The sequence below is a fragment of the Colwellia sp. KS18-150 genome (assembly GCF_057551365.1).
Map to the genome: position 1 here is coordinate 65,707 of NZ_BAAJMC010000010.1, position 24,000 is coordinate 89,706.

General features: G+C 38.0%; 25 protein-coding genes. 5 read left to right on the forward strand and 20 right to left on the reverse strand.

The features are described 5' to 3' along the window. Window positions 1–180 precede the first annotated feature (180 nt). The 4 genes from rpoH to ftsY all read right to left on the reverse strand — a co-directional run bounded on the left by rpoH (window position 181) and on the right by ftsY (window position 4,224). The gene (rpoH, locus tag AC27IF_RS13055; RefSeq protein ID WP_487054780.1) at window positions 181–1,035 is read right to left on the reverse strand and encodes an RNA polymerase sigma factor RpoH; all 855 of its coding nucleotides are present in this window, start codon (window positions 1,033–1,035) and stop codon (window positions 181–183) included. A gap of 230 nt (window positions 1,036–1,265) precedes the next feature. After that, on the reverse strand, window positions 1,266–2,243 hold the full coding sequence (ftsX, locus tag AC27IF_RS13060; protein WP_487054781.1) for a permease-like cell division protein FtsX: 978 nt from the start codon (window positions 2,241–2,243) through the stop codon (window positions 1,266–1,268). Next, the gene (gene ftsE, locus AC27IF_RS13065; RefSeq protein ID WP_487054782.1) at window positions 2,236–2,949 is read right to left on the reverse strand and encodes a cell division ATP-binding protein FtsE; all 714 of its coding nucleotides are present in this window, start codon (window positions 2,947–2,949) and stop codon (window positions 2,236–2,238) included. Before ftsE ends, ftsX begins: the two co-directional genes overlap by 8 nt. A 42-nt stretch (window positions 2,950–2,991) precedes the next feature. Then, entirely contained in the window at window positions 2,992–4,224 is a 1,233-nt protein-coding gene (gene ftsY / locus AC27IF_RS13070) for a signal recognition particle-docking protein FtsY (protein ID WP_487054825.1), read from the reverse strand. Window positions 4,225–4,324: 100 nt separating this feature from the next. On the opposite strand from ftsY, the gene rsmD reads away from it, so the two are divergent. Together rsmD and AC27IF_RS13080 are read left to right on the forward strand one after the other, a co-directional pair. Continuing rightward, the gene (rsmD, locus tag AC27IF_RS13075; protein WP_487054783.1) at window positions 4,325–4,909 is read left to right on the forward strand and encodes a 16S rRNA (guanine(966)-N(2))-methyltransferase RsmD; all 585 of its coding nucleotides are present in this window, start codon (window positions 4,325–4,327) and stop codon (window positions 4,907–4,909) included. 16 nt (window positions 4,910–4,925) lie between these two features. Continuing rightward, entirely contained in the window at window positions 4,926–5,672 is a 747-nt protein-coding gene (locus tag AC27IF_RS13080) for an MBL fold metallo-hydrolase (protein ID WP_487054826.1), read from the forward strand. A gap of 16 nt (window positions 5,673–5,688) precedes the next feature. Here AC27IF_RS13080 and AC27IF_RS13085 read toward each other — a convergent pair whose 3' ends face one another. The 3 genes from AC27IF_RS13085 to AC27IF_RS13095 form a co-directional block, all read right to left on the reverse strand. Then, window positions 5,689–6,294, reverse strand: coding sequence for a YjaG family protein (locus AC27IF_RS13085; protein ID WP_487054784.1), 606 nt, complete (start codon window positions 6,292–6,294; stop codon window positions 5,689–5,691). A 46-nt stretch (window positions 6,295–6,340) separates the two neighbouring features. After that, window positions 6,341–8,569 (reverse strand): coiled-coil domain-containing protein, encoded by a 2,229-nt coding sequence (locus tag AC27IF_RS13090; protein WP_487054785.1) that lies wholly within the window; start codon window positions 8,567–8,569, stop codon window positions 6,341–6,343. 139 nt (window positions 8,570–8,708) lie between these two features. After that, window positions 8,709–9,476, reverse strand: coding sequence for a SapC family protein (locus AC27IF_RS13095; protein WP_487054786.1), 768 nt, complete (start codon window positions 9,474–9,476; stop codon window positions 8,709–8,711). Between the two features lie 196 nt (window positions 9,477–9,672). Between AC27IF_RS13095 and AC27IF_RS13100 the strand changes: the two genes are divergently transcribed. Continuing rightward, window positions 9,673–9,978, forward strand: a complete 306-nt coding sequence (locus AC27IF_RS13100; protein WP_487054787.1) for a hypothetical protein — start codon at window positions 9,673–9,675, stop codon at window positions 9,976–9,978. A 10-nt stretch (window positions 9,979–9,988) separates the two neighbouring features. Here the strand turns inward: AC27IF_RS13100 and AC27IF_RS13105 are convergent, their stop codons facing one another. The 5 genes from AC27IF_RS13105 to AC27IF_RS13125 all read right to left on the reverse strand — a co-directional run bounded on the left by AC27IF_RS13105 (window position 9,989) and on the right by AC27IF_RS13125 (window position 13,583). Beyond that, window positions 9,989–10,504 carry a hypothetical protein gene (locus tag AC27IF_RS13105; protein ID WP_487054788.1) on the reverse strand — a complete coding sequence of 172 codons (516 nt, stop codon included), beginning with the start codon at window positions 10,502–10,504 and terminating at the stop codon, window positions 9,989–9,991. A 23-nt stretch (window positions 10,505–10,527) separates the two neighbouring features. Further along, window positions 10,528–11,223, reverse strand: a complete 696-nt coding sequence (locus tag AC27IF_RS13110) for a HupE/UreJ family protein (protein WP_487054789.1) — start codon at window positions 11,221–11,223, stop codon at window positions 10,528–10,530. Window positions 11,224–11,380: 157 nt separating this feature from the next. Next, window positions 11,381–12,184, reverse strand: a complete 804-nt coding sequence (locus AC27IF_RS13115; protein WP_487054790.1) for an SDR family NAD(P)-dependent oxidoreductase — start codon at window positions 12,182–12,184, stop codon at window positions 11,381–11,383. A gap of 86 nt (window positions 12,185–12,270) precedes the next feature. Further along, window positions 12,271–12,576, reverse strand: a complete 306-nt coding sequence (locus tag AC27IF_RS13120; RefSeq protein ID WP_487054791.1) for a DUF1330 domain-containing protein — start codon at window positions 12,574–12,576, stop codon at window positions 12,271–12,273. Window positions 12,577–12,587: 11 nt separating this feature from the next. Further along, entirely contained in the window at window positions 12,588–13,583 is a 996-nt protein-coding gene (locus AC27IF_RS13125) for a zinc-dependent alcohol dehydrogenase family protein (RefSeq protein ID WP_487054827.1), read from the reverse strand. A 105-nt stretch (window positions 13,584–13,688) separates the two neighbouring features. Between AC27IF_RS13125 and AC27IF_RS13130 the strand changes: the two genes are divergently transcribed. Then, on the forward strand, window positions 13,689–14,591 hold the full coding sequence (locus AC27IF_RS13130; protein WP_487054792.1) for a LysR family transcriptional regulator: 903 nt from the start codon (window positions 13,689–13,691) through the stop codon (window positions 14,589–14,591). Window positions 14,592–14,607: 16 nt separating this feature from the next. Here AC27IF_RS13130 and AC27IF_RS13135 read toward each other — a convergent pair whose 3' ends face one another. The 4 genes from AC27IF_RS13135 to AC27IF_RS13150 all read right to left on the reverse strand — a co-directional run bounded on the left by AC27IF_RS13135 (window position 14,608) and on the right by AC27IF_RS13150 (window position 19,860). Then, a complete protein-coding gene (locus tag AC27IF_RS13135; RefSeq protein WP_487054793.1) occupies window positions 14,608–15,690 on the reverse strand; it encodes an OprO/OprP family phosphate-selective porin in 1,083 nt (360 codons plus the stop codon). Continuing rightward, window positions 15,687–16,310 carry a DUF4956 domain-containing protein gene (locus AC27IF_RS13140; RefSeq protein ID WP_487054794.1) on the reverse strand — a complete coding sequence of 208 codons (624 nt, stop codon included), beginning with the start codon at window positions 16,308–16,310 and terminating at the stop codon, window positions 15,687–15,689. The genes AC27IF_RS13135 and AC27IF_RS13140 overlap by 4 nt, the downstream gene beginning before the upstream one ends. 1 nt (window position 16,311) lies before the next feature. Continuing rightward, complete coding sequence (locus AC27IF_RS13145) at window positions 16,312–17,208, reverse strand: polyphosphate polymerase domain-containing protein (protein WP_487054795.1); 897 nt, start codon at window positions 17,206–17,208, stop codon at window positions 16,312–16,314. Window positions 17,209–17,289: 81 nt separating this feature from the next. Then, the gene (locus AC27IF_RS13150) at window positions 17,290–19,860 is read right to left on the reverse strand and encodes a CotH kinase family protein (protein ID WP_487054796.1); all 2,571 of its coding nucleotides are present in this window, start codon (window positions 19,858–19,860) and stop codon (window positions 17,290–17,292) included. A gap of 272 nt (window positions 19,861–20,132) precedes the next feature. Here AC27IF_RS13150 and AC27IF_RS13155 point away from each other — a divergent pair, with 272 nt between their 5' ends. Next, window positions 20,133–20,684, forward strand: a complete 552-nt coding sequence (locus tag AC27IF_RS13155) for a lectin-like protein (RefSeq protein WP_487054797.1) — start codon at window positions 20,133–20,135, stop codon at window positions 20,682–20,684. A gap of 130 nt (window positions 20,685–20,814) precedes the next feature. Here the strand turns inward: AC27IF_RS13155 and AC27IF_RS13160 are convergent, their stop codons facing one another. The 4 genes from AC27IF_RS13160 to AC27IF_RS13175 form a co-directional block, all read right to left on the reverse strand. Beyond that, a complete protein-coding gene (locus AC27IF_RS13160; protein ID WP_487054798.1) occupies window positions 20,815–21,276 on the reverse strand; it encodes a hypothetical protein in 462 nt (153 codons plus the stop codon). After that, window positions 21,269–21,571, reverse strand: a complete 303-nt coding sequence (locus tag AC27IF_RS13165; RefSeq protein WP_487054799.1) for an EF-hand domain-containing protein — start codon at window positions 21,569–21,571, stop codon at window positions 21,269–21,271. Before AC27IF_RS13165 ends, AC27IF_RS13160 begins: the two co-directional genes overlap by 8 nt. Window positions 21,572–21,668: 97 nt before the next feature. Next, window positions 21,669–22,334 carry a response regulator gene (locus AC27IF_RS13170; protein ID WP_487054800.1) on the reverse strand — a complete coding sequence of 222 codons (666 nt, stop codon included), beginning with the start codon at window positions 22,332–22,334 and terminating at the stop codon, window positions 21,669–21,671. A gap of 44 nt (window positions 22,335–22,378) precedes the next feature. After that, window positions 22,379–23,848 (reverse strand): ATP-binding protein, encoded by a 1,470-nt coding sequence (locus AC27IF_RS13175; protein ID WP_487054801.1) that lies wholly within the window; start codon window positions 23,846–23,848, stop codon window positions 22,379–22,381. Between the last annotated feature and the right edge of the window lie 152 nt (window positions 23,849–24,000).

The following is a 24,000-nucleotide window of genomic DNA, read 5'->3' on the forward strand; positions in this document are numbered from 1 at the left end:
TTGTTTTAATCAATCTAAATACTGCAGGATCAATTCAGAAAAGTTCGTTATTAAGTGTTGAGGAATTGTTAACTTTGTAATCGGGGTGATGATATTTTCAGCAAGCTAGCGTTTTACTGTAAAAATTAGACATAAAAAAACCGACTTAAGTCGGTTTTTAGTAAAGCTCTTTGATTTGCTTTATAACACCATGGTGTTTTTCAGTTTTGATAAAGCATTTTTTTCAAGCTGTCTAACGCGCTCAGCAGAAATTTGATACTTATTCGCTAACTCTTGCAGCGTTGATTTATTTTCATCTAACCAACGAGTCTTAATAATATCTTGGCTACGTTCATCTAAAGCAACTAATGCTGTTGATAAACGATTATTTGCGTGACTTTCCCAGTTAGCATTTTCTACTTCAACAGCTAAGTCAGATTGCTTATCTTCAAGATATAAAGCTGGTGAAAAGTTACCTGCGCTGGCATTATCATCATCATCAGCAGAAAGCTCAAAGGCTTGATCGTGGCTGCTCATGCGATTTTCCATTTCTAAAACATCTTTGGTACTCACACCAAGCGTTTCAGCAACGGTATTTACTTCATCATTACTGAACCAACCTAAACGTTTTTTATTTTTACGTAAGTTGAAAAATAACTTACGTTGCGCTTTTGTAGTCGCAACTTTAACGATACGCCAGTTTTTCAATACATATTCATGAATTTCAGCTTTTATCCAATGCACGGCAAATGACACTAAACGCACCCCTACTTCAGGGTTAAAGCGTTTTACTGCTTTCATTAAGCCAACATTACCTTCTTGTACTAAATCTGCTTGTGTTAAACCATAGCCGGCATAACCTTTGGCAACATGAATAACAAAACGAAGGTGTGACATAATAAGTTTTTGTGCTGCTTGTAAGTCATTCTCTTCATATAGGCGAGTGGCAAGATCACGCTCTTCTTCAGCGCTAAGCATAGGAATGCTATAAGCTGATTGCATGTATGCTTCAATACTGCCGCTTTGTGGAACGACTAGCTGCATTGTATTACTCATAAAAATGACCTCTTCTTTCTTTGTGCTAAAACTGAACTTCCCTTCGCTGGAAATTGTAACATAAAACAGTTATTTTAACCATCTAGCAACGTCGAGCGAAGACAAACATTAGCTTAATAGAAAGGGCAAAACAAGATGATCTTTCATTTAATTGATGAATAATTTGTGAAATTTTGTTACTGGCTAAAATTAGCCTTGTTTTAGCAAAGACTTAGCGTCAAATAACATGGTTAGTCTGCATTAGGTTCGATAGCCCTAATATGCTTAAGTACAGAGATATAACTCCCTACTAACCCTAATAACACCGCAAACATGATCAATATTAACGCTTCATTAAAAGCTAATCCTTGTAATTCAAAATTACTCTGATATAAGTCGGTTAATTGGCTAATAGCAGACGATAAATATTGTGCTAACAAAGTAACCGCCAACCAAGAAAGTACACCGCCAAAGACTCCATACCAAATACCGCTATATAAAAATGGTCGTTGAATAAAGCTATCGGTTGCCCCAACAAGCTTCATAATAGCAATAGCGTCTTTTTGATTTAATATAGCGAGACGAATAGTATTACCAACAATTAACACAACAGACAGGCAAAGCAATAAGGCAACTCCCATCACAATATCTTGTATTAAATTAGCCATCGCTTCTAGACGCGTTAACCATTCAAGATCTAATTTACCTTGCTCCACTTCTCTTTCTTGTTGTAGCTTAACTAACAAATCATTCGCAGCACGTGCCTGACTTGCTCTTTGCGTAGGCGTAACAAGCAAAGTGGCTGGCAATGGATTTTTATCCAAATATTCCAGAGACTGACCAAAACCAGATAATATTTTAAACTCTTTCAGGGCTTGCTCGGCAGAAATATAATGCACATTATCAACTTCTGGATATAAGCTAATGCGCTTAACTAAGTTTTGAGCACTCTTTTCATTAACAGACAATTTTAAGAATAAGGTTATTTGCGATGCACTATCCCACTGCTCGCTCACTTGCTGCGCATTCTTTACGAATAAATGTAATGTGGCGGGTAAAGCTAAACTAATGCCTAAAACAAAGACGGTCATCACTGAGGTGAAAGGTGTTCGCCATAAATCCCCCAAGCTACCAATCGCCTGCTGTACATGACGAATAGGCAAGGTGAGAATTCTTCTGAGTAAGCTGTTACGTTGACTTAAACCACTGGAGTGAAGATTACTACTCATCATCTGCTCCTTGCGCTGGCACACTTTCCGAGCTCAACCCATCCATAAGGCCATCATTAATCATAGTGCCTTCTTTCAATGTTAAGGTGCGGTACTTCATCCGTGCAATTAAGCCCAAATCATGGGTGGCAATTAATACGGTAACGCCAGCGGCATTAAACTCTTCAAATAGCCTAATAATATCTAGTGATAACTTAGGGTCGAGGTTACCTGTTGGCTCATCGGCTAATAAAATTGGTGGCTTATTAACAATAGCTCTTGCGATACCAACACGTTGTTGTTCTCCACCAGAAAGCATATGAGGGTAACATTTTAATTTGGCGCCAAGGTGTACTTTATCTAATGCTGTTTCAACACGCTTACGAATTTCTTTATGACTCACCCCTTCAATAATTAATGGTAGGGCAACATTATCAAAAATAGTTCTATCTTTAAGAAGGTTGTGACTTTGGAAGATCATTCCTATTCCACGGCGAACATAAGGAATTTGATTATATTTTATTTTAGCCAATTCTGAATGGTTAACTAAAATACTACCTGAACTAGGCTTTTCCATCATGGAAATAAGTTTTAACAATGTACTTTTACCCGCACCTGAATGCCCGGTTAAAAAAGCCATTTCACCCGCTTGTAAGGTAAAGTTAACTTGCTTTAGCGCAAGAAATCCTCCTGGGTAAGTTTTATTAACACCGTTAAAACTGATCATATATTATTGTTTTTAATTATGTATTTTTTATTCAGTCTATTACTATTTATCAAAAAGCGCATCAATAAAATCATTACCATTGAACGGTCTTAGATCATCAATACCTTCACCCACACCTAAATAGCGAATAGGAATATTGTGTTTGTCAGCTATAGCAAACACAACACCACCTTTAGCGGTGCCGTCTAGCTTAGTTAGCGTTAAACCTGTTAAGCCAACGGCTTCGTCAAACAACTTAGTTTGACTTAAGGCATTTTGCCCTGTGCCTGCATCAAGAGTAAGCATCACTTCATGAGGAGCATTAACATCAAGTTTTTTCATTACCCTGACTACTTTTTTCAACTCTTCCATCAAATGGGCTTTATTCTGTAAGCGCCCAGCCGTATCGGCAATAATCACGTCGACATTTCGAGCCTTAGCGGCACTAATAGCATCAAAAATAACCGACGCACTATCAGCACCAGTATGTTGGGCGATGACTGGAATGTCATTTCGCTCGCCCCAAACTTGTAACTGCTCTACCGCTGCCGCTCTAAAAGTATCGCCTGCCGCTAACATCACAGATTTACCTTGAGCTTGAAATTGCTTAGCTAATTTACCTATAGTCGTGGTTTTTCCAACCCCATTTACACCAACCATTAAGATAACGAATGGGCCATCATCGTTGGTGATATCTAAAGGAATACTCACTTCTTCAATAACTTTATTAAGTTCTATTTTTAACAACTCATAAAGTGCTTCAGCATCTTTTAACTGCTTGCGGTTAGCACTTTGTGTTAATGAATCTATGATTTTCATGGTGGTTTCAACACCAACATCAGCCATTAATAGGTGAGTTTCTAATTCTTCAAATAGATCATCATCGATTTGCTTACCGCGGAATAAGTCAAATAAACCACCGCCAATATTGGCTCTAGTTTTAGTTAACCCTTGCTTTAAGCGAGCAAAAAAACCGACTTTCGATTCAGGCTTAGCTATTTCAGCTGGCTCTGGCTCTGGCTCTGGCTCTGGCTCTGGCTCTGGCTCTGGCTCTGGCTCTGGCTCTGGCTCTGGCTCTGGCTCTGGCTCTGGCTCTGGCTCTGGCTCTGGCTCTGGCTCTGGCAGATTATTTTCAATGGCTTGCTCAACCTTTTCAAGCACTTTATCTTCACTGGAAGAAAATGCTTCGACTTCTGATGATAACTCATCCTCAATAACCTTATCTGCAGGCATTTGAGCTTGATCGATTACCGCGTTTTTTTTCTCGTCCTGATTAAAGCCTAACCAGGAAAACATACCTTTTTTCTTCTTAGACACTTTCTTCGACCTAACAGTATTGATAATAATGGTGTAAAATTGCCGATATATTAGCATCAAATCCCCAAGCTGTCAGGATATGAGTCAAGGTAAAAAGCAACATAATAAAAAACTACAAACAGGTAGTATTCGCATTATTGCCGGTAAACATCGAGGAAGAAAACTACCTGTATTGATGGCAGAAGGTCTTCGGCCGACCACAGACAGAGTGAAAGAAACAGTTTTTAACTGGTTAATGCCTTATATGCAAAAAGCCCATTGCTTAGATTGTTTTGCAGGTGCCGGAAGCTTAGGTTTTGAAGCATTGTCACGTGGCGCAGATAAAGTTACCTTAGTTGAGTTAAATAAACCTGCCGCCAAGCAACTACAAGCGAATAAAGACTTACTCAAAGCCAACAACTTAACCGTTAGTCATGGCGATGTAATGGAGTTTTTAACAGCCACAGCCAAACAAACTTTTGATATAGTATTTATCGACCCACCTTTTCGCCAACAATTGGTAGCCAAAACAGCACAGTTATTAACAAATGGCTGGCTTAGTGAACAAGCATTAATATATATTGAAATGGAAGCAGAAGGCGAACAGGTTTTACCAAATAATTGGCAACTAGTTAAAGAAAAAATTGCTGGACAGGTTGCCTACCGTTTATACCAAGTTGCATAAAAAAAGTATTATTATGATCAAATTACATCAACTCGAAGGCTACATTCAAGCCATATTATTAGCAGAGTATCCTGATAAATTACTCCTGCTCGATGGTTGCTGTCGTGCTGATGTAACAAAAATAAAGCACTTTATTATTAATACCTTAAATAGACCGTTAACAGATCTAAAATTAATTGTCGTAACTCATATGCATCCAGACCATGCCGGTGCGGCACATAAGCTAAGAAAAATAACCGGTGCTAAGATTGTTTGTGCAAATGTGCCTGGTCAATGGTATAGCGGCTTAGATGGTAAAATGATGCATATTACTGACTTACTATTAACTCGCTGGGTTGCCAATAGAAAAAATCAAAAACAACGCTGGTTGTGGTATTCAAGTACCTTGAAGCCTGACTTTAAACTTGAAGATGGTGATTTTTTACCTGGTTTTGATGAATGGCAAGCTTTAGCAACTCAGGGGCATACTGATCGAGACCTATCTTTACATCACATCCCTAGCAACAAGATATATATTGCCGATTTAATAGTGAAAATTAAAAAAGGTTATATTCCCCCTTTTCCGCTTTTCTATCCAAAACGGTACAGAGAATCATTAGAAAGGGTCGCCAATTTAAACGTAGACAGTTATATTTTAGCTCACGGCGGGGAAGTTGAATTAACAGCAAATGATTTTCGAAGTATATTAGCTAAAGCGCCGACAGAGCCGATGACTCATTGGCGCTCAGTAAAAGCTAAATTAATTAAAGTACTGGGTAAATAGAAAAATAATAACTATTTTAAGATATTTCGATACCTAAATTAGATAAGCCTTCTGATAGCACCATCTCTTTTGCTATCTGGCATGAACGCTTATTTTCTGCAGCAAACTTTAAAAAATCAAACAACTCATTTTGAGTCGCTTTTTCCCATACCATTAACGGGTGAGAATCAATCGTGGTGGCAAGGTTTTCATCAACTAATGATTCATATTCTGCCATTAATAACTCCACATAATAACTAACGCTGTTATGAGACAACCTGCTAACACTTTGAATATCATCATGGCTTTTATCTTTACCATTACTTTGCATAAGCTGCCATGCTGACATCATCGCCATACAAACATCAAGTGCTGGAAAGACACCAAAAGAATCAAACGCTTCAGGATCAGGGGTTTGCTCCTCGAGTTTATTTAATTGTGCGTTTATATTTATCTTAGTGCCGTTATTTTTGTCTAACCACTGCCAAATAAGGTCTAACTGGTTACGTACTAAAGAAAATTCACCGAATTTAGCCGCATCGGAAAACATTTGATAATTAGGGAGCATACGCTCCAAAATAGCTGCTGAAAAAGCAACTTGCTGCCAATGACTTAATGTCGCAAAAGGAAGATGTATCGCCAAGTTTTTCTCAATAGAATAAATAACAGGCGACAATTATACGCAAAACTTAGCCGTTTTGGGTTAATTGTTTTTGCGCATACTCGAACTTAAGACGGTATTCAGTTAACTTACTTTCAAGATCATGAATTTGTTCCATCAATTGCTCTTTGTTTTCGTTATGCTGAGTAATCATGTCAGAATTTTCATCCCGTAAGTATTTAATGGTTTCCCTAACTTGATTATTTTCTTTCTCTTGTTTTTCTCGATTAGCATTAAAGCGATTAAGAATATTTTCTTGTCCCTCTTGCGCCAATTTAACTTGTGATTTTAACGATGAAACTTCTTTTTGATACAGCTTAATATCAGCTTGCTCTGTAATTAAGTTGTTTGCGAGTTCTTGATTTTTTTCCACTAATTGTGACAGTTGTTGCTCAGCAACTTCTTGCTCATGATGAGACTGCTTCAACTGCAATGAAGATGACTTTTTATCTTCAAGCTGCTGCTGTTTCAACTTAGAAAGTTCTTCATTACCCTCAGTTATCTCTTGTTTATATTCTTGAGCAATCTTGACGTGTTGTTTTACTTTGTCTTCTAAGAAAGATAGCTTCTCTAATTGCTCAGCCATGGTTTTGTTATGAGAGTCTGTTTCTTTTTGCAGCTGCTGTGTTTCTTTTGTTAACTGATCAATTATTTTCGCCGCTTCTTGATTACTATCAGCAAACTGCTTTTTATGCTGCTGTTGGTGGTTTGCTAAATCACTTTGTGAAGTATTTAATTGCGTGGTTAACTCTTCAATTTGGCTTTTTTGTTCTGCTAAGATGCCAGTTTGCAACTCATTAGTTTTTTGTTGTTGTATTGACTCAGTTTGCAAGGTTTTCAATTGCTCTTGATGCTCTGCTAAATCATTTTGTGAGGTATTAAGCTGAGTAGCAAGCTCTTCTATTTGGTTTTTTTGTTCCAATGAAATACCCGTTTGTAATTCATTAGATTTTTGCTGCTCTTCCAATGCTGTTTGCGTTTGCTGTAATTGCTCTGTTAACAGATTAATTTTTTGCTCGGCATCTTGTTTATTACTTTCAGTACGTTGTCTATATTGCTCTTGGTGTTGAGCTAAATCTTCCTGTGATGCACTTAGTTGAGCCCCTAACTCGACAAGTTGATTCTTTTGCTCTGCTATTGTGCTGAGTTGTGATTCAATGGTTTTCTGTTGTTGCTCTGATTCGGTTTGCAACTGGTGTAATTGTTCAGATATTTGATTTATCTTTCCTTCAGCGCCTTGATTATTATTGCTGAGCTCTTGTGTATGTTGCTCCTGAATATGTTCTAAGTCGCTATTGGCTATATTGAGTTGTTTGGTTAAGGTAACAATTTTATTTTTTTGCTCAATTAATGAGTGAGTTTGCAACTCATCGGTTTTTTGCCAAGTAATCTCAGCTTTTTGCAGCTTGTGATCACTATTATCTCTTTGTTGCTCAACAATATCTAACCGCTCAGTAAGCGTTTGTTCCTGCTCAGCTAACACAGCTAAACTTTCATTTAAGGTAGAAATTTCTTGTTGTTGTTCTTGTTGGCTCTTCTCGTAATCTGCAATTTTGCTTTCTAAGGCTTGCTTTTGCTTGCTAAATTTCTCTTGCTCTTGTTGTAACTGCGATTGTTGGGCACTACTTTCTTGCTCTAGTTTATCAATAGTTTGCTGTAAATTTTGACCTTGTTCAGAGAGCTCTGTTTTTAAACTTTGCTGCTCAGATTGCAGTTTAGTTTGTTCATCCGATAAACTCTTTTTCAATAACTTGTTTTCATGCTCTAAACGCTCAATGGTTTCAGTAAAATTAATATTATTTTGCGTTAACTCCACTTGAAAGTTTTGTTCGTCTTCCGCCTGTTTTGCCAGCGCATCTTCAAGATCTTTTGCAACTTTACTCTGCTCATCTGTGAGTTGGCTAATTTTATCTGCTGAATCTTTATCGTGAGAGTTCAACAGTTTTTCAGCCGATTTTTGCTGTTTTTGTTGTTCTTTTATTTGATCTTTATGAGCGGAAACTTCTTGCTCTAATTGGGATATTTTTTCTGAGAAATTTTTACTTTTTTCCGCCAATTCGTCTTGGCTAGCTTGATAATCATTTTGTAAAGCCAGATAGGCAGGGTCTTGTTCAATAGAAAGGTTTTTACTTGCTGTTTGAGGTACAGCCGTTGATATAAGTTGCGTGAGCTTTTCTTCTATTTGAATATAGACATCACTTGCTAAGCTTTGAATCTGCTCTTCTACATCCTTGGAAAGCTTATCTTTTCCAGCCATTACATTTCCATTATCAACTTCGAGTACCTATTAAATTAGCACAAGAATGCAGCTATCGAAATAAGCATTTGATTATATTTATAGTTAAATAAAAAAAAGGAGCTAAAAAGCTCCTTTTTATTGATATTCGTTATTAAAACTAAGCTTCTTGCGTTTCTGCTTTTGCAACAGGTGAAATTTGAACGCCAGTTACTTTAGTTTCAGATACTTGATTACGTAACTGTACTAAACGATTAACCTGACTTAATGAGCCAAGCATTGAATAAATAGGAACAAATAAACCACGTTTATGGAAATCAATAACCTTCTCATCAGATAAGTCTTTTACCTTATCTTCATTGATAGTAAAAATACCCACTAACTTTTTCTTTTCGCCAGTGCTTAATGCAACGTTTAACTCAAGCTCTTGTAATAATTCATTAGCTTCAAGTTCTTTGATGAAGTTCTCTGTCATTCTTTCGTTGTCATATAAACGGCCAAGTGCTTGTTGAACGTTATCTAAAACTTCTGATTCTTTACCGTCTTCTTCAAATAATGCTAATTCTTGGTCTTCACCTACAAATGGGCTATCTAGATCGATACAAGCAGTAAGAGTATTTTCTTTTTCTGGATCAAGACCTAGTGAGAAAGGCACCATGGCAATACTTTGCGGTAAAGATAATGCAGTCCACTTTTCATCTTGAAGGTATAAGTTTTCTCCAGCTTCTAAACCTAACATAGCAACACTACGGTAACGCTCTGAATCAGGGTTTTTAACAAGTACTACTGGAAAGCTTGCTGATGCTTGTGCATATTCAGCTGCAGTTACTGGGATAATGTGCTGACCAGCAACGTGAGATAAATCACGTGCTTTTGCTAGTTTTAAGTTTTGATGTTGTTCTTTTCTTACTGGAACGAAATTAGCCATGATTAAATCTCTGTCTTGTTGTGCTATTAATTAACTTGAATATAGGTGCACATTTTTATAATAATGTAATTGAACTGGTGTTTTAATTACTGCGTTATTCTTTGCTTGTATAAGTTATGGAGACACCTGTTTTCGCTTTCAATGCTAAACTTAAAAATAATTGTCTTTTTTATCAAGATATCCTTAGGCGGTCACCATGAAAATAGTGTTAATCGTGTTTTCCATGTTGCTAGCCTTACCATTTAGCAGCATAGCAAAACCTAAAATTTTAATTAAACATCAAAGAGATATAAATAATTTTGCGGAAATACAACTGACCAATCAAACAGCGAAAGCTTTGATTTGCCATGTTGCTATCAATGGCCATAAAATAAAATTTAAATTAGCCCCTAGACAAGCGTCAAAGTGGTATCGCGCGACAGATCCAAGTTTTAACCATCAAAACTTCAGTACTTGGTGTGATTATTTATCATTACACCCTAAATACCAAACTAAAGAATAGAAATTCTCTGTTATTTTTTTAAGCCAATCACAGTATATTCACCAGTCACAGACAGTGTTACAACAATGGGTTTGTTTGTTTGATTCTTCCAGTACCACCCATGCGAGCCGGTAAATGGAGCGGTAAAACTTCCTTTCATTTCATTTACCGTCGCTATAGCATAACTTTCAAAATACCCTGTGGTATCGCCTTCTGGCTCACCATGGAGGTCAAAATACATAGCCTCTCCTGTCGTTTGCCATTCATATTGCATTTTCTGATGTTGTACCATGGCAAACTTATATTCAACACCACGCCCTGCAGGTACGGATATCTCAACAGATTGTGATGATGGTTCAAAGCCAGTATTTACCGAGTTTTCAACTGTTGGAGTCGCCAATAAGGTTAAGCCTAGTTTTTCCCCAACTCCTGTTGGATCAATATTATACTCGGCAGGTAAAATAACGGTAATTAACGCAATTGCTGCTATAACCATTGCCAATAATGTTGTTTTAATTAACGTCGCTGTCGGTAGTGTTTTTTGCATGTTTATCTCTTAATTTAAGGACTTTAATTTACAAAGTATCCCGTTAACTGGTAACCAATAAGCATAAAACCTGCACTCATTAGTAAGGTATTGGTTACTGCTGAAAAGCGTTCGAATGAAGGATGTTTACGCCAAAAGCTAAACACCAAGAGAATAATAATAAGCGCGGAGAACTGACCCAATTCCACCCCTAGATTAAAGGCAATTAGGTTCACCAATAAACCGTCTTGTGGTAGTTGAAACTCTTGTAATTTTGTAGCTAAGCCAAAGCCATGAAATAAACCAAAAATTAGCACCATAAGTTTTGCATTGGGAGAAGAGCCAAATATACGTTTAAAGCCCCCTAAGTTATCAAAGCCTTTATACACCACAGAAAACCCTATGATGGCATCTATTAGATAGGCATTAACTGGCACATTGTATAACACCCCTAGCAGTAGAGTAATGCTATGGCCTAAAGTAAACATACTGACATAGAGTAAAATATCTTTACTCTTATATAGAAAGAAAATCACACCTACTAAAAATAGTAAATGATCATAACCAGTCACCATGTGCTTTGCGCCAATATAAATAAAAGCAATAAATTGCACGCCAGTATTGTTGAGTAAAAAATTACGGGTGTTTTCATCAACACCATGAGCGTATAACTCTAAAGGGAGCAAGGCTGTGATGCTAAATAGAGCAATATATAATGGAATTAAGGTGTATTTTGTCATTGATTAGTTCATTGGCCGTCATTAGCCTTATAACGTTATCAATAGAATCTAACACAAGAAAGAAAGGCTTTCACTTTTATCATGGGAGTTTGAACTTCAGCTAGGGAAGATGCATGTGCAGTCTGATTTACAGCACACGCATTATATGTAGTTTAAATTAATGGTTTGTCAATATCTCTTCGATAACTTCAACGATTTTTGCCGATTTTTGCTTATTCAAACCATCAGGGTGCGGTGCTGAAAACTGGCCTTTATCGTTATCAAAATATTGACCTGAATGCTCAGCGAGCCCTTGCTCTGTTGATAAGCGTGTTAATATTTTTGCACCAATATTTATATCACTGCCAGCAACACCAAAGCCATCTTGCACCATTTTGCTTGCCAATAAAGAGCCAGGATTGACCGCGAAGAATATCGGCCCATGTCCTTTTAGCTTTTCGGCCATATGTTGGGTCCACATAGTAATGGCTAATTTACTTTGCGAGTAAGCAGCCATATCTGAAAGCTCAACCTGCCCTAGCAATGCCTTTAAATCAACCGGTGCTTGGGCTGCTGATGACAAATTGACTACTCGGCTCGACTTGCTCATCACGGGTAATAACAGCTTAGTGAGCAAGTATGGCGCTATAGTATTAACGATGAAACGCAGATCAAATCCCGCTTGGTTAATAGGGTTAGTCAATTTAAATACACCTGCATTATTGATAATGACATCAATAGCCGGGTGATCTTTACTTATCTGCTCAGCCAAAACCTTTACTGAATTTATTTTTGATAAATCAGCGAGATAACTGCTAATTACCCCTAAATTCGGCAGCTCAGATAGTATCGTGGCAACTTTTGCTAGTTTATCAGCACTACGACCATGGATTAATAGATCATGCCCTTGTGTTGCTAACACCTTAGCTGTGGCTAACCCTATTCCGTCTGTGGCCCCTGTAATTAAAATAACTTTTTTCATACTAATAACCTTTTAAAGGATGTAACTATCAAACCAAGATTAGCTTAACTTAGTGCTAACCATGTTATTTATATTCAAAACAGTAATTAACTAGCTAAATCATCTCTACCTTCAATAAGAAAGTGTTCACTAATTGAGCCTGCTGTTCGTGCTTGTAAATGTGGCACATATTCAGGATCTTCCATAAACGATATTGCTGCTTCTTTAGACGGCCACTCAATAATAATCCGCAGTGAAGAGTTTTCACCTTTTCCCTCTAAGCGTTCATGACTAGAGGTTCTCGCCAAGTATTTACCATTATGTTTTGCCACTAAAGCATTGGCTGAACCTATGTAGCCTGCAATCCAATCATCATTAGTTGGAGTTACCGCCAACACTGAAAAATATGACATTATCTTTCTCCTTATATTTCTACAACTACTTTGCCCATGCCTTCACCGCTTGATAAGCGGGCATGTGCTTGACCAACTTCCATAAGTGAAAAACGCTGTTCATCTAATACTGGGCGCAAACCTCCAGCTTCAACTATGTTAGTTACTTCATTTAATATGTGAGCATGCTCCTCACGTTTTTGGTTGTGTAACATGGGTATTAACATGAACACTACATGTAAAGATAAACCTTTAAAATGAGCAGTCGATAAATCTAACTCCACCATAGCAACGGTTGAAGCAACGTGACCATTTAATGCAGCCGCTTCAAAGGAATTAGCCATATTTTCGCCACCGACAGAGTCAAAAACAATATCAAAACCAGCACCGGCAGTATGCTTTTCGACATAATCAGCAACAGTTTCGGTTTTATAATTAATAGCGGTAGCGCCGAGTTGCTCTATTAACGCTAATTGATCGTCGCCACCACCTGTAGAATATACTTTGGCGCCAAAGTGACGAGCAAGTTGTACAGCAACATGCCCTACACCACCAGAGCCGCCATGAACGAGCACTTTTTGCTGTTTTTTATTTTCGGTAATATTGGCTCGCATTAAACCTTCATAAGCTGTGATAGCAACTAAAGGAAGGGCAGCTGCTTCGCGCATAGATAAGTTATTAGGTTTTCGAGCAATCAATAATGCATCAGCAACGATATATTCAGCTAAAGTTCCTTGAAGATCAGCCAAACCACCCGCACAACCATAAACTTCATCGCCAATTTTGTAATCAGTAACCCCTTCACCAATAGCCTCAACCGTGCCAGCAAAGTCCATACCTAATACCGCTGGTAGTGCAGGCGATAAAGGTAACTCTTCACCCATAGCTCTGATCATAGTATCAACAGTATTGACACTCGTAGCCGCTATTTTTACCAGTACATGTTTTGGTTTTACTTCAGGTTTAGTGACTTCAGCAGCTTGAAATACATCTTCGCTGCCATAATTGTTAACTATCATCGCTTTCATCATAATTTCTCTCCTGTCTTTCAATGGAAGTAAGTATAAGGACTAGAAATTAAATTGATAATAGAGCAAGATAAGGAATTACTTTTTAGATTTTGTTGATAATAGATGAATATTGATCATATAAAACTCTTTGTACGCATAGCCTCTACTCATAACATCAGTAAGGCGGGGCAAGAACTAGGCTTGTCGCCAGCTGTTGCAAGTAGCCATATCAATAAATTAGAGGACACACTAAGAGTTCGCCTTATTCATCGCACTACTCGTAAAGTGTCGTTAACTGAAGAAGGTATTGCCTTTCTTCCTCATGCTGAAGATGTGCTCGCCAGTATTGAAGCAGCAAGAGCATCAGTCGGTGCAGGTAACTTGTTGCCAAGCGGTACACTACGCGTAACTGCTCCAGCATCATTTGGTAGAATGCACTTATTACCTGCTTTAACAGAGTTTTTAGTTAAATACCCTGATTTACACATCGATTTAAAGCTCTCTGACACTATCGTTGATTTGGTTGAAGGTGGTTTTGACATCGCCATTCGTAACTCGCAATTAAAAGACTCTAGTTTAATCGCTAAGAGGCTGGCCCCAGATCATCGAATTCTGTGCGCCTCGCCGAATTATATAAAAAAACATGGTGAGCCGAAGTCGCCTATTGACTTAGCAGCTCATCAATGTATCACCTTAATGGGGCTTGAAAAATGGACCTTTAGTCATGGCGGTACACAAGTGGATATCAAAGCTAAAGGAAGTCTAAGTACTGATAATGGCGAAGCCGTGCGCGACGCTTGTATTAATGGTTTAGGGATCACCATTAACTCAACTTGGAGTGTCTCTGAGCATATCAAACAAGGTCAGTTAGTTCACATACTCAAAGACTATCCCTTAGTATCAAATACTGATATCTGGGCAGTTTATCCAAGTTCACGCTTATTAGCCCCCAAAGTAAGAGCCTTTATTGACTACTTTGCTCAACACTTTGGGGATACTCCTTATTGGGAGTTAAATATCTCTTAAACCAAGTTCAGGTTACCTAAAAGCTGTATTGTATGCGTAAAGATACCGCGTCACTGGTATCATACTCAATTCCGCCTTCAAATTGTTTTGCTTTGATGTAATCAGCCATAAATTTAAGGCGTTTGTTAACAGTATAATTTACCCCCACCGAGTAGATTTGCGCTTCTCGACTTTCTTCTATTAACTCAAATTGACTATAGCGACTGGTGAACTCCCAACCTGGCGTAGAGACAGCCCCTATTTCACCTTTTTTATAAGCTCTATTGTCACCCGAAAGTTGATAGCTAAATTGTACATATCCGCCTTGGTAATCATATTCAGCATTATTAATATCAGTCACCGTGCTTTGTTGCCACTCAGCGAGGGTGGTAAAACCTGCTTGCTGCCATAGTAATTCAACTCCCTGTAATGATTCTTTTTCTGCAGTAAGTTTTTCACCTTCAAACAATGAATCTGATGTATGTACTTCTAGTTTTTCATTGATGCGATAATCACTACTATTAAGATCTCGCTCACTAAAAGCAAAGCCGATGTGCACAAGTTCATTTTCTTCTCGCCACGGCAGCCAAGCGGCTCTACCAGTAATGGCCGAGGAGCTTTCACTATCATCTGGCTGATAAACGCCAAGCTGCCAATTATAAGATGAAGCACCACCAGCTAAACTAGCTCCTATAGAACGACCAGGAGTTAAAGCGGTGGTAACTAAACTGCGTTCTATCATAATGGCGTCACGTGAATGTGATAGCTTCTCTAATCCAAAGCCTTCCTTTTGCTGACCTAGCGTAAGATCTGCCCAGTCTAAGCCTTTATACTTTATATAAGCATCCTTGATATCTACTTCATCACTAGAAAAATCCACTTTCAATTTGGCTTTCCAATCATCAGTTATCTTGCTTTTAAAACTGAGGCGGGCACGACGAATTTCTGATTCTGATTGGGAGTCATCATTATCTTCCATAAAACCTGAATCAAAGGTGTCATGATCTAACATCAGATCACCAGTGATTTTGATATTTTTTGCCCAAAGTTCTGCACTGAAAAGCATGTAAATACCTGTCACCACAAGTGCAATAATTGGGGTATAAGTTTTTATATTCATGAAGCGACCTTAATTTCATTATCTTCACTTACGTATTGCTCCATGCAGTCATTTTTAGGGACATAGCTCACGGTTAATTGCGCGGTATCTCGCAAGAAATCAATATGTTCAATGGCTACCATTTCCACTTGCAAGCCTGTCCTTGTTCTTAAATCATCAATTAGTTGCGTTCTATTTTGTGGCGTTATATTTTCAATACGCTCATAACAAACACTTTGAGTTTGGTAGCGTTTGCCTAATAGGCTTGAGTCAATGACAAATGCCAGTAAACAAATAACACTATTGAGCGTCATTAAATCAATCAAACTCATTTGTCCCACTGAGGTTAGCAATGCTATTGCAGTAACCAAAAACAGATAAGTCATCTCTTTAATGGAAATTGACTCCGTTCTATAGCGCAGCATGGTGAATACAGCGAATAAACCAAAAGCAAACTCCATCGACATATCGACTCCATGGAGTAAGTAGGTGATGATGAACACGCCAACACCAAACAAAATAAAAGAGCCAGCGACGGTAGAGTTTTTACTGACTCGGTAGTAACAGACATAGCAAAGTAGTACTAATGACAGCAGGTTAACTAAAAAACGGGAAACAAAAAGGATATCTAATTCGGTCATACTAATTACTCTTAAACAATGAAAGGGGTTGGCTTTTATTTAATTTTTCTACACGTGACAAAGTCGCTTTAAATCGATTGGTTTTAATCGCCGATTTATACAAGAGCGCACAGCCGATGCAGTATTTACTAAACGAAGTTGGAAAAATATTATTGGCGCTCATCAATTGATAAAAAGGTGAACGCTTAGATTTTTTATGTTGTTTTAACTCGGCGATAAAAAAACCGGGTAGTGCTATTTTGTTATTACCACGGCGATGCTGATACCAAAGATCAAAATCGATAGTTAATCGTTCTGCCTGTGCTTCATTGGCAAGGGCGATACGCTGATAACCACCTTGCTGGCTAATATCAAGGCTATAGCTATTGTTATCCATTTGCTCATCAATAAATTGTGAGCAAAGCTTGTGTTCTCCAACACTGCCGGTAAGTTTTATTCGGCTCTTAATAGTGCGTTTTTGATTATTTTTAAATTTAACTTCTAAAAACTGGGTATCGGTATCAACATAGTGCCTACGTCTCACCTTGTATCGATTTAACTTACCGTTGTGGTGATCTTGATACAATGTCATATGCGGAGTATCAAAGTATTGGTTGTAATAAGTAGACACCCTTTTATTGTCAATTTCTAACATGCTGTAATAATCGGTGAGCTGACCGAGTAAATCAGGTAAAAAGGCTATTGGTAAAATAAACTTACTATCTACTCTGTTCATTAGCTGAGCATTATTAAGATCTTCCAAACCATGACTGTTAAATTTATTTAATACTCTAGATAAGGATTGTTCATTAACTTTTCCTTCATGAGGCTTATCTACCCTTGCTAGTTTATTGACACTGTTGTTTTCAAGAATGCTGTCAAAGATACTTTCAAGCTTGCTATGGGTTTTGTTTATCATAGTCACTTCTTTTTATTGGTGTTTTATAGATAATTAAGTTGGCAAGCCAAAGCTATATGGCTTACCAAGTTAGTTTTGTTTCTAATTACAATAACCACGGCCAGTACCTGCAGAGGGCAGAGCACCATTGAGTTGCTGTGTCATATTGTTAACACGATAGGTCATAAATGATGTCAAACCGTAGAACTGCCCTACTGTGCTGTCTAAGTTTTGCAAATAGTATGAATAACCATAAAAACCACTAGGATCATTTTCCACATGTTCATCAATAACTTCAGCAATTTCGGCAACTCTTGCAGCAAAAGCATCTTCAGTTAAAGCGCCATTGATCAATTGCCATAAATAGCTGTGGTAGGTATCAAGATTGTCTTGGTTATCGAAAACATTAGCGACCATAGGTCTATCGGCAAGTGAGCCGCTAGTAGGTTCATCAATGTATAAACCACGAATATCGTCACTACAGCCCATGCTAAAGGTACCGAAAGACTCATTAAAATCCCAAGGTAATAAGGTAAAGACACCGTCTTGGTCGTAGATATAATAGTTGTGAGCTAACGTTCCGTGATAGCTGTCTAAATTGGATAAAGAAACACTGACTGACATGTACCTCAATAGTGCATCAACATCAATTACCGCTTCAGAGCCATCATCCATTTGTTCTACAAAATTCATAAAAGCGCCGTTATCGGTAGTTTCCTCATTATTTTGTAGGTTTATATCGCTATAACTAGAGATACTGTCATTTATCCATTGCAGATCACTTCCGGTGCCATCGGGCTTATAAAGATCTCCATTTGAATTAGCAAAATGATTTTCTAAAAACTCACCATCAATGACTTCCACCATTAAATAAAAACCAAATAATTCACCATTGATATATACATTGACATAAGCATGCTCAGGAGCTGCTATACCCATTTCTCTCAATAAATCATAGGCGATAGCTTCACGCATATAGCTTGGGTCGTTGTATGAATTTTGTAAGGTAAACTTTTTCAAACCAAAGAACTTCTGGCCATCTACATATTCATTGATATCTATTTTAAAGCTATAGCGATCACTAGTAGATTGAGCAACCGCTCGTAAACTTGAGCCTCCTTTCGTTCTAATGGCAACACTGTCTAAGGTGACGCCATTAAAAGTTATACTTGCTTCGTGATACTCCTCATCAGTTGAATTAGCTAAAATACTTTGCCAATTTTCGCTGCTGATATCGATTGCTAAGTTTCGAACAATACTTGGGTTAAACGCGGTCGCAAGTTCGTTTTCAATACCTTGGGTTGGTGTTAAAAAGTCTTTCGCCCAGCTATATTCATCGCTACTTGGGGTACTTAAACCATAGCTAAAGCCAGTATTTACATCACTATCGTCCCAATCTATGTAATCAACAGTTTCATCATTAAGAATTAAGCTAAGCTCATCTGTGTTACCTAGTTTAAAAGGTACGTAATAATCATTTAGCTCTGAATCGGTAGCAAAAATAACAATATACTCACCAGGGGCTAATGTGACATCGGGTAAAGTTGCTGGCTCGATATCATCGCTTTCATCTATCACTTGATAATCAGCTAAAGAGAGATTCTCGTCACCACTATTATATAATTCGAACCAGTCATCACCGCCGTCAATATCATTAGCGACGACTTCATTAATCACTAACGGACCATGCATTGCCGTGACATTTGTTAACTGTGGGGATGGAGTAAGGGTTTGAGTACCATCACTACCATCTGGAAAGCGGCCATAACTGTAGCCAATTAATGCTTGGCCTTTATTCCAACTCAATTGGTCAACTAAATCATCACCTAAATACAGGCTTACCTCATCACTAGCACCTAACTTAAACGCGACTGAGGACTCATTTTCAAGTGTGTCTGTGGTGGCATAAAGACGATAAAACGCTCCTGCTGCAAGTGTTACATCAGGTAAACTCATTAATTCGTTATTGTCATCAGCGATGGTGTAATCATTCAGATTGACTGACGTGGAACCACTAACATATAGCTCAATCCAGTCATAACCATCTTCACTATCTTTTGCTACCACTTCATTGATACGAATCGGAGCATCTTCATTGATAATCAGATCTCTAACTACATTCGATGTGGTAGTTTCATTTTCTGCCCCTGGTGTCGGTGATAAGGTTTGCGCACTGCCCGTGCCATCTTGATACAAGCCATAGCTTGTCCCCTCATCAGCATCCCCCTCTAACCAGTCAAGTTGATGAACTTGCTCATCATCTTTGTATAAGGTGACCGCATCATCACTACCTAATTTAAAGGTAACGTAATAGCCCTCTTCAGGCGGCGTATCTTCCTCATCTATAGCTTGAATAACAATAAACTCTCCTTGTGCTAGAGAGATATCGGGTAGTGCTTGCGGCGTATGATCACTGCTATCATCTACAATGGTGTAATCGGCTAATGTTATTGTGCCTTCTACAGCATAAAGCTCAATCCAGTCATTACCATCATCCTCCGCATCAGCAACAACCTCATTAATGACTAATGATGCAGAAGTGGGAGTTGTGGTATCACTATCAGAGCCTGTTGTATCATCAGCGGCATCACTACTTTCATTAGAGCCACCACAAGCAACTAATAGGCTGCTACTTAACAGTAATGAACACAACAATAAGGGATTACATTTCATTTTTTGTCTCGTTGTTTATTATTCGAAATGTAAACATATGAGAAGACAGTGCAAACAATGTGCACCAAATGTGAAAAGTTTAAAGGAACCGCTTTTATAAAGTAAGAACAATTGAATATAATACAATGATTTAATGTCAGAATACTTTACAGCCCTTTATTTACCTCCTCCCGAAAGACACCATAAACAGTTGAAAATAAACGAATTACCAAAACTGGTCCGACTTTTGCTAAATACAAGTAACTTTCAAATATAGATGTAGGAAATATTCGATGAAAAAATCATTTTTTAGCCTAGTTTTAGTTTTATTATTCAGCAATGTTGCTAACGCAACACCTATTCAATGGGAAATTGCTGATGGTGGTAATGGTCATTGGTACGAGTTTGTTGCAACAGCTACTAATGAGTTTGACGCTAGAACGAATGCTTTAGCTAGTTCACATAATGGTGAGTCTGGTTACTTAGTAACAATTACTTCTCAAGAAGAGCAAGATTTTGTTGAAACATTAACTAACGCACAAGCATGGATCGGCGCAAGCGATACTGCCAATGAAGGCGTTTGGGTTTGGTTAGACGGTCCAGAAAGCGGTCAAGTATTAAGTTTTGATTACTGGGCATCAGGTGAACCAAATGACCACAGAGGTGGTGAAGATTTTGCGGCAATGAACTGGAATGCATCTGGCCAATGGAATGACTATGGTACTCCTCAGTACAACGTTGCTATTGGTTCAATTGTTGAATATAACGATATCCCTGAGCCATCAACCATTGCTATTTTTGCATTAGGTGTGTTTGGTTTAGCTGCTCGTCGCTTAAAAAAATAAATCTACTCAATTCTTTAAGTAGTGACATTGAAAAGCACTGATAAATTTTATCAGTGCTTTTTGTTTCTATGTAGCCTGCAAACTTCAAAATTAACTATAAAGTTAGCTTGTGGTTTCAATGAATAAACAATTATGCGTTGATATCAATAATTGAATCACTCTCTTCAATTGAAAACTTTTCAAAAACTTGCTGTAAAATAGACTGCTTATCTTCATCGCTAAGCTCATTACTATTACTAGCGGCAAACTTTTCTTCCATCAGCTCAGTTAAATACTCAACCATAGTAGAAATTTCTTCAGATGTTTGTACCGGTGGTGGAGGCGGTCGATTTCCTTGCTCACTAACACCAGCCAGTTCACCAACACTTTTAGCGTTAAAGCCTAGCTCAGACATAGCTCCTTCTAATGCTATTCCAGGCTGTATTCCGGCTTGAGAAAATGCTTCAACAATACTTGTTGCATCTGATTCACTCAAATTATCCGCATCAAACTCTGATAAAATTTCGCTGATCAAAGATTGCTGCTCATCCGTTAAACTTTGCTCTACTCTTGGTGGTGGCATTGACATGCCCGCATCTATAGAATTAATCATCTTTTTTACCTCTTTGTGGGCGAGGAGGTTTATGGCTGCTAAATTCTTCTTCACTTATGATGCCATCACTATTGGCATCAATACTATCAAAGACAGTTTGGTAGTCGCCAAAAGGTATTTCTTGTGATGAAAACTCTTCAAAGCTAACTTCACCATCAGAGTTACTGTCCATTGACGAAAAGCTTGGTCGCTCAGGGCGCTCGCCATCACCAGGAGGCCTTTTATAGGCCTGAACTTGAGTTGTTATCGCAAACAATAATATAAGTGCGAGTATCAATTTTGATTGAGTATTCATCGTGATTCCTATCGTTAATCAAAGTAGTCATCTGAGCATAACAATAGAAATTGCAAACATTGTGCAAGAAAAGAGGAAGTGAATAAAAATTGTTAAATTAAAGAACTAACCTATAACCTGTGCCATATACAGACTGGATCCAGTCTTTATCTTCACTAATATCCGCCAGCTTTTTACGTAATTTTTTAATATGGCTATCTATAGTTCGATAATTAACAATACGGTGATCGGAATACATATTCTGCATCAGCTGTTCACGGGTAAAAATCCGCTCGGGTTTGTCCGCCAGCGGTTTCAACAGTTGAAACTCCACTGAAGTCAAAGAGACTTCTTGGTGATTAAAGGCTACGGTAAAACGGTGTTCATCAAGTTGCAATCCATCGACAGTATTTACGGTAGTTTGAGTTCGCCTAAGTACGGCATTCACTCTAGCAACAACTTCTCTTGGGCTAAAGGGTTTACAAATATAATCATCTGCCCCTAACTCTAACCCTAATAATCTATCAATTTCATCCACTTTAGCGGTCACCATTAAAATGGGAACATTGGAAAATTGACGAATTTCTTTGCAAAGTTCGATGCCGTTTTTACCTGGTAACATGATATCGAGCAAAATAGCTGTTGGCTGATGAGTTTTCACCCAGGCAACAACTTCATCGCCATGGTGAATCATATGAGTGTCATATTCTGCCTGCGTAAAGTAATCTACCAATAACTTAGCTAACTTAATTTCATCCTCGACAACCAAAATAGTGTTTATCATAATTTTCAAATTCTCATCATTTTCAATATGTGTTACTCAAGTGTTTAACTGATCGGAAGCGTTATAATAATAGCTAAGCCACCCAAACTTGCTTTCTGCGCCGAAATTTCACCTTGGTGAGCATTAACAATTTGACGGCAAATAGATAATCCAAGACCCGCGCCACCATATTTACGATTACGAGAGTCATCAACTCGATACAGGTATTCAAAGAGGTTATCTAGGTGCTTTTTATCAACACCAATTCCATTATCCTCAAATTTAATTACGGCAATAGATTTGCTCTTGCTTTCATCTATTGTGAGTGAAATATTCATCGCCGTAGCTTTCGAGTATTTAACAGAGTTATTAATAATATTTTCAAACAATTGGCATAAACGAGTTTTATCACCATAAATATTAACTTTGTTACTATCAATATCGGCACTAAGAGCAATACCTGCGTCAGATAAATAGCTTCGATACTTATCTAATTCCCCCTGAATAAGCTCACTTAAACAATATTGTTGCTTGCGGTAATGCATACCTCCGATATCGGCACTAGTTAACTGATGTAAATCATCAATCAGCCGTTGTAAGTGTTTGACCTCATCATTTGCAGAAGTGATATTATTTTTACTTAGCGGTCTAACGTCATCCAGCATGGCCTCTAACTCTCCTCGTAAAATAGCCACAGGGGTGCGCAGCTCGTGAGAAATATTAGCCAACCAACGCTTCCTTGCTGTTTCATTTTCCGCCAGCGTTAATGCCAATTCATTATAATCTCGACTTAATTGTCCTAGCTCGTCACGTCTTTTTAAGTTGATAGATTGAAGATAATCCCCTTGAGTTAATGCATGCATGCCTTGAGTAATCAGCTTAATTGGCTTTACAACATGTTGAGCTAGGGGAAATGTTACTAGTGCAACAAAACCTAACGACGAGAGAGCAATTAACCATAAATAGTTTTGTTGTTGATTAATAAAGTCAACTTCATACCCTTGAGTTAAGCGGTTACGCATAGAGACAGCTAAAAAACCCACTATTTCATTATTAGCTTTTATCGGGGTTTTATTGTATTCAAATGCTTTAGGGTAATCACCCACAACCAAGTTTTCATTACTATCAAGCAACGCTAAATGTGCATCATGCCCCCTTGGTGGTGGACGACTCTCTCGTGGAGGCCTAGTGTTTGGAGGCGGCCGGCCTTCATGTGGTGGTCGCTTATTATTTTCTCTAGTAAGTTTTGCAGGGGGATTCCGCAGAGATAAAGGTGAAAAGTCACTTGTAGACATTGTTTTATCAATTATACGGCGAAACTTCTTGTGTTTACCCTTAATACCTCGCCAGCTATTTTCGTAGCCATATTCTTGCGCTAACTCAACCACCACGGGCTGTAACATTTCTATTTCTTTGGTGTTTACGTATTCGATCATGCCCTTGTCTATGCTCCATTGCATAAGCACAACCAAAAAGCCCACTAGAAAAAGGCTAAAGCCGAATAAGATCAAAAATAGTTTATTTTGAATTTTCATTTAATCGCTACAGTTCCAAATAAAGCTATTATGGTTTAATTTTAATACTCACTAAGCATATCAAAGCAATGTGCAAAAATTGTGCATTAAAAGTTGAGGTTACCTGATGTTAATTCAATGACTAATGGTTAGGTAGATCAAAAACGATGGTT

Excerpts from the sequence above, each read along its gene's own strand:
- rpoH (WP_487054780.1), bottom strand. The coding sequence starts at position 1,035 with ATGAGTAATACAATGCAGCTAGTCGTTCCACAAAGCGGCAGTATTGAA.
- ftsX (WP_487054781.1), bottom strand. The coding sequence starts at position 2,243 with ATGAGTAGTAATCTTCACTCCAGTGGTTTAAGTCAACGTAACAGCTTA.
- ftsE (WP_487054782.1), bottom strand. The coding sequence starts at position 2,949 with ATGATCAGTTTTAACGGTGTTAATAAAACTTACCCAGGAGGATTTCTT.
- ftsY (WP_487054825.1), bottom strand. The coding sequence starts at position 4,224 with ATGTTTTCCTGGTTAGGCTTTAATCAGGACGAGAAAAAAAACGCGGTA.
- rsmD (WP_487054783.1), top strand. The coding sequence starts at position 4,325 with ATGAGTCAAGGTAAAAAGCAACATAATAAAAAACTACAAACAGGTAGT.
- AC27IF_RS13090 (WP_487054785.1), bottom strand. The coding sequence starts at position 8,569 with ATGGCTGGAAAAGATAAGCTTTCCAAGGATGTAGAAGAGCAGATTCAA.
- AC27IF_RS13095 (WP_487054786.1), bottom strand. The coding sequence starts at position 9,476 with ATGGCTAATTTCGTTCCAGTAAGAAAAGAACAACATCAAAACTTAAAA.
- AC27IF_RS13100 (WP_487054787.1), top strand. The coding sequence starts at position 9,673 with ATGAAAATAGTGTTAATCGTGTTTTCCATGTTGCTAGCCTTACCATTT.
- AC27IF_RS13105 (WP_487054788.1), bottom strand. The coding sequence starts at position 10,504 with ATGCAAAAAACACTACCGACAGCGACGTTAATTAAAACAACATTATTG.
- AC27IF_RS13110 (WP_487054789.1), bottom strand. The coding sequence starts at position 11,223 with ATGACAAAATACACCTTAATTCCATTATATATTGCTCTATTTAGCATC.
- AC27IF_RS13115 (WP_487054790.1), bottom strand. The coding sequence starts at position 12,184 with ATGAAAAAAGTTATTTTAATTACAGGGGCCACAGACGGAATAGGGTTA.
- AC27IF_RS13120 (WP_487054791.1), bottom strand. The coding sequence starts at position 12,576 with ATGTCATATTTTTCAGTGTTGGCGGTAACTCCAACTAATGATGATTGG.
- AC27IF_RS13125 (WP_487054827.1), bottom strand. The coding sequence starts at position 13,583 with ATGAAAGCGATGATAGTTAACAATTATGGCAGCGAAGATGTATTTCAA.
- AC27IF_RS13130 (WP_487054792.1), top strand. The coding sequence starts at position 13,689 with ATGAATATTGATCATATAAAACTCTTTGTACGCATAGCCTCTACTCAT.
- AC27IF_RS13135 (WP_487054793.1), bottom strand. The coding sequence starts at position 15,690 with ATGAATATAAAAACTTATACCCCAATTATTGCACTTGTGGTGACAGGT.
- AC27IF_RS13140 (WP_487054794.1), bottom strand. The coding sequence starts at position 16,310 with ATGACCGAATTAGATATCCTTTTTGTTTCCCGTTTTTTAGTTAACCTG.
- AC27IF_RS13145 (WP_487054795.1), bottom strand. The coding sequence starts at position 17,208 with ATGATAAACAAAACCCATAGCAAGCTTGAAAGTATCTTTGACAGCATT.
- AC27IF_RS13150 (WP_487054796.1), bottom strand. The coding sequence starts at position 19,860 with ATGAAATGTAATCCCTTATTGTTGTGTTCATTACTGTTAAGTAGCAGC.
- AC27IF_RS13155 (WP_487054797.1), top strand. The coding sequence starts at position 20,133 with ATGAAAAAATCATTTTTTAGCCTAGTTTTAGTTTTATTATTCAGCAAT.
- AC27IF_RS13160 (WP_487054798.1), bottom strand. The coding sequence starts at position 21,276 with ATGATTAATTCTATAGATGCGGGCATGTCAATGCCACCACCAAGAGTA.
- AC27IF_RS13165 (WP_487054799.1), bottom strand. The coding sequence starts at position 21,571 with ATGAATACTCAATCAAAATTGATACTCGCACTTATATTATTGTTTGCG.
- AC27IF_RS13170 (WP_487054800.1), bottom strand. The coding sequence starts at position 22,334 with ATGATAAACACTATTTTGGTTGTCGAGGATGAAATTAAGTTAGCTAAG.
- AC27IF_RS13175 (WP_487054801.1), bottom strand. The coding sequence starts at position 23,848 with ATGAAAATTCAAAATAAACTATTTTTGATCTTATTCGGCTTTAGCCTT.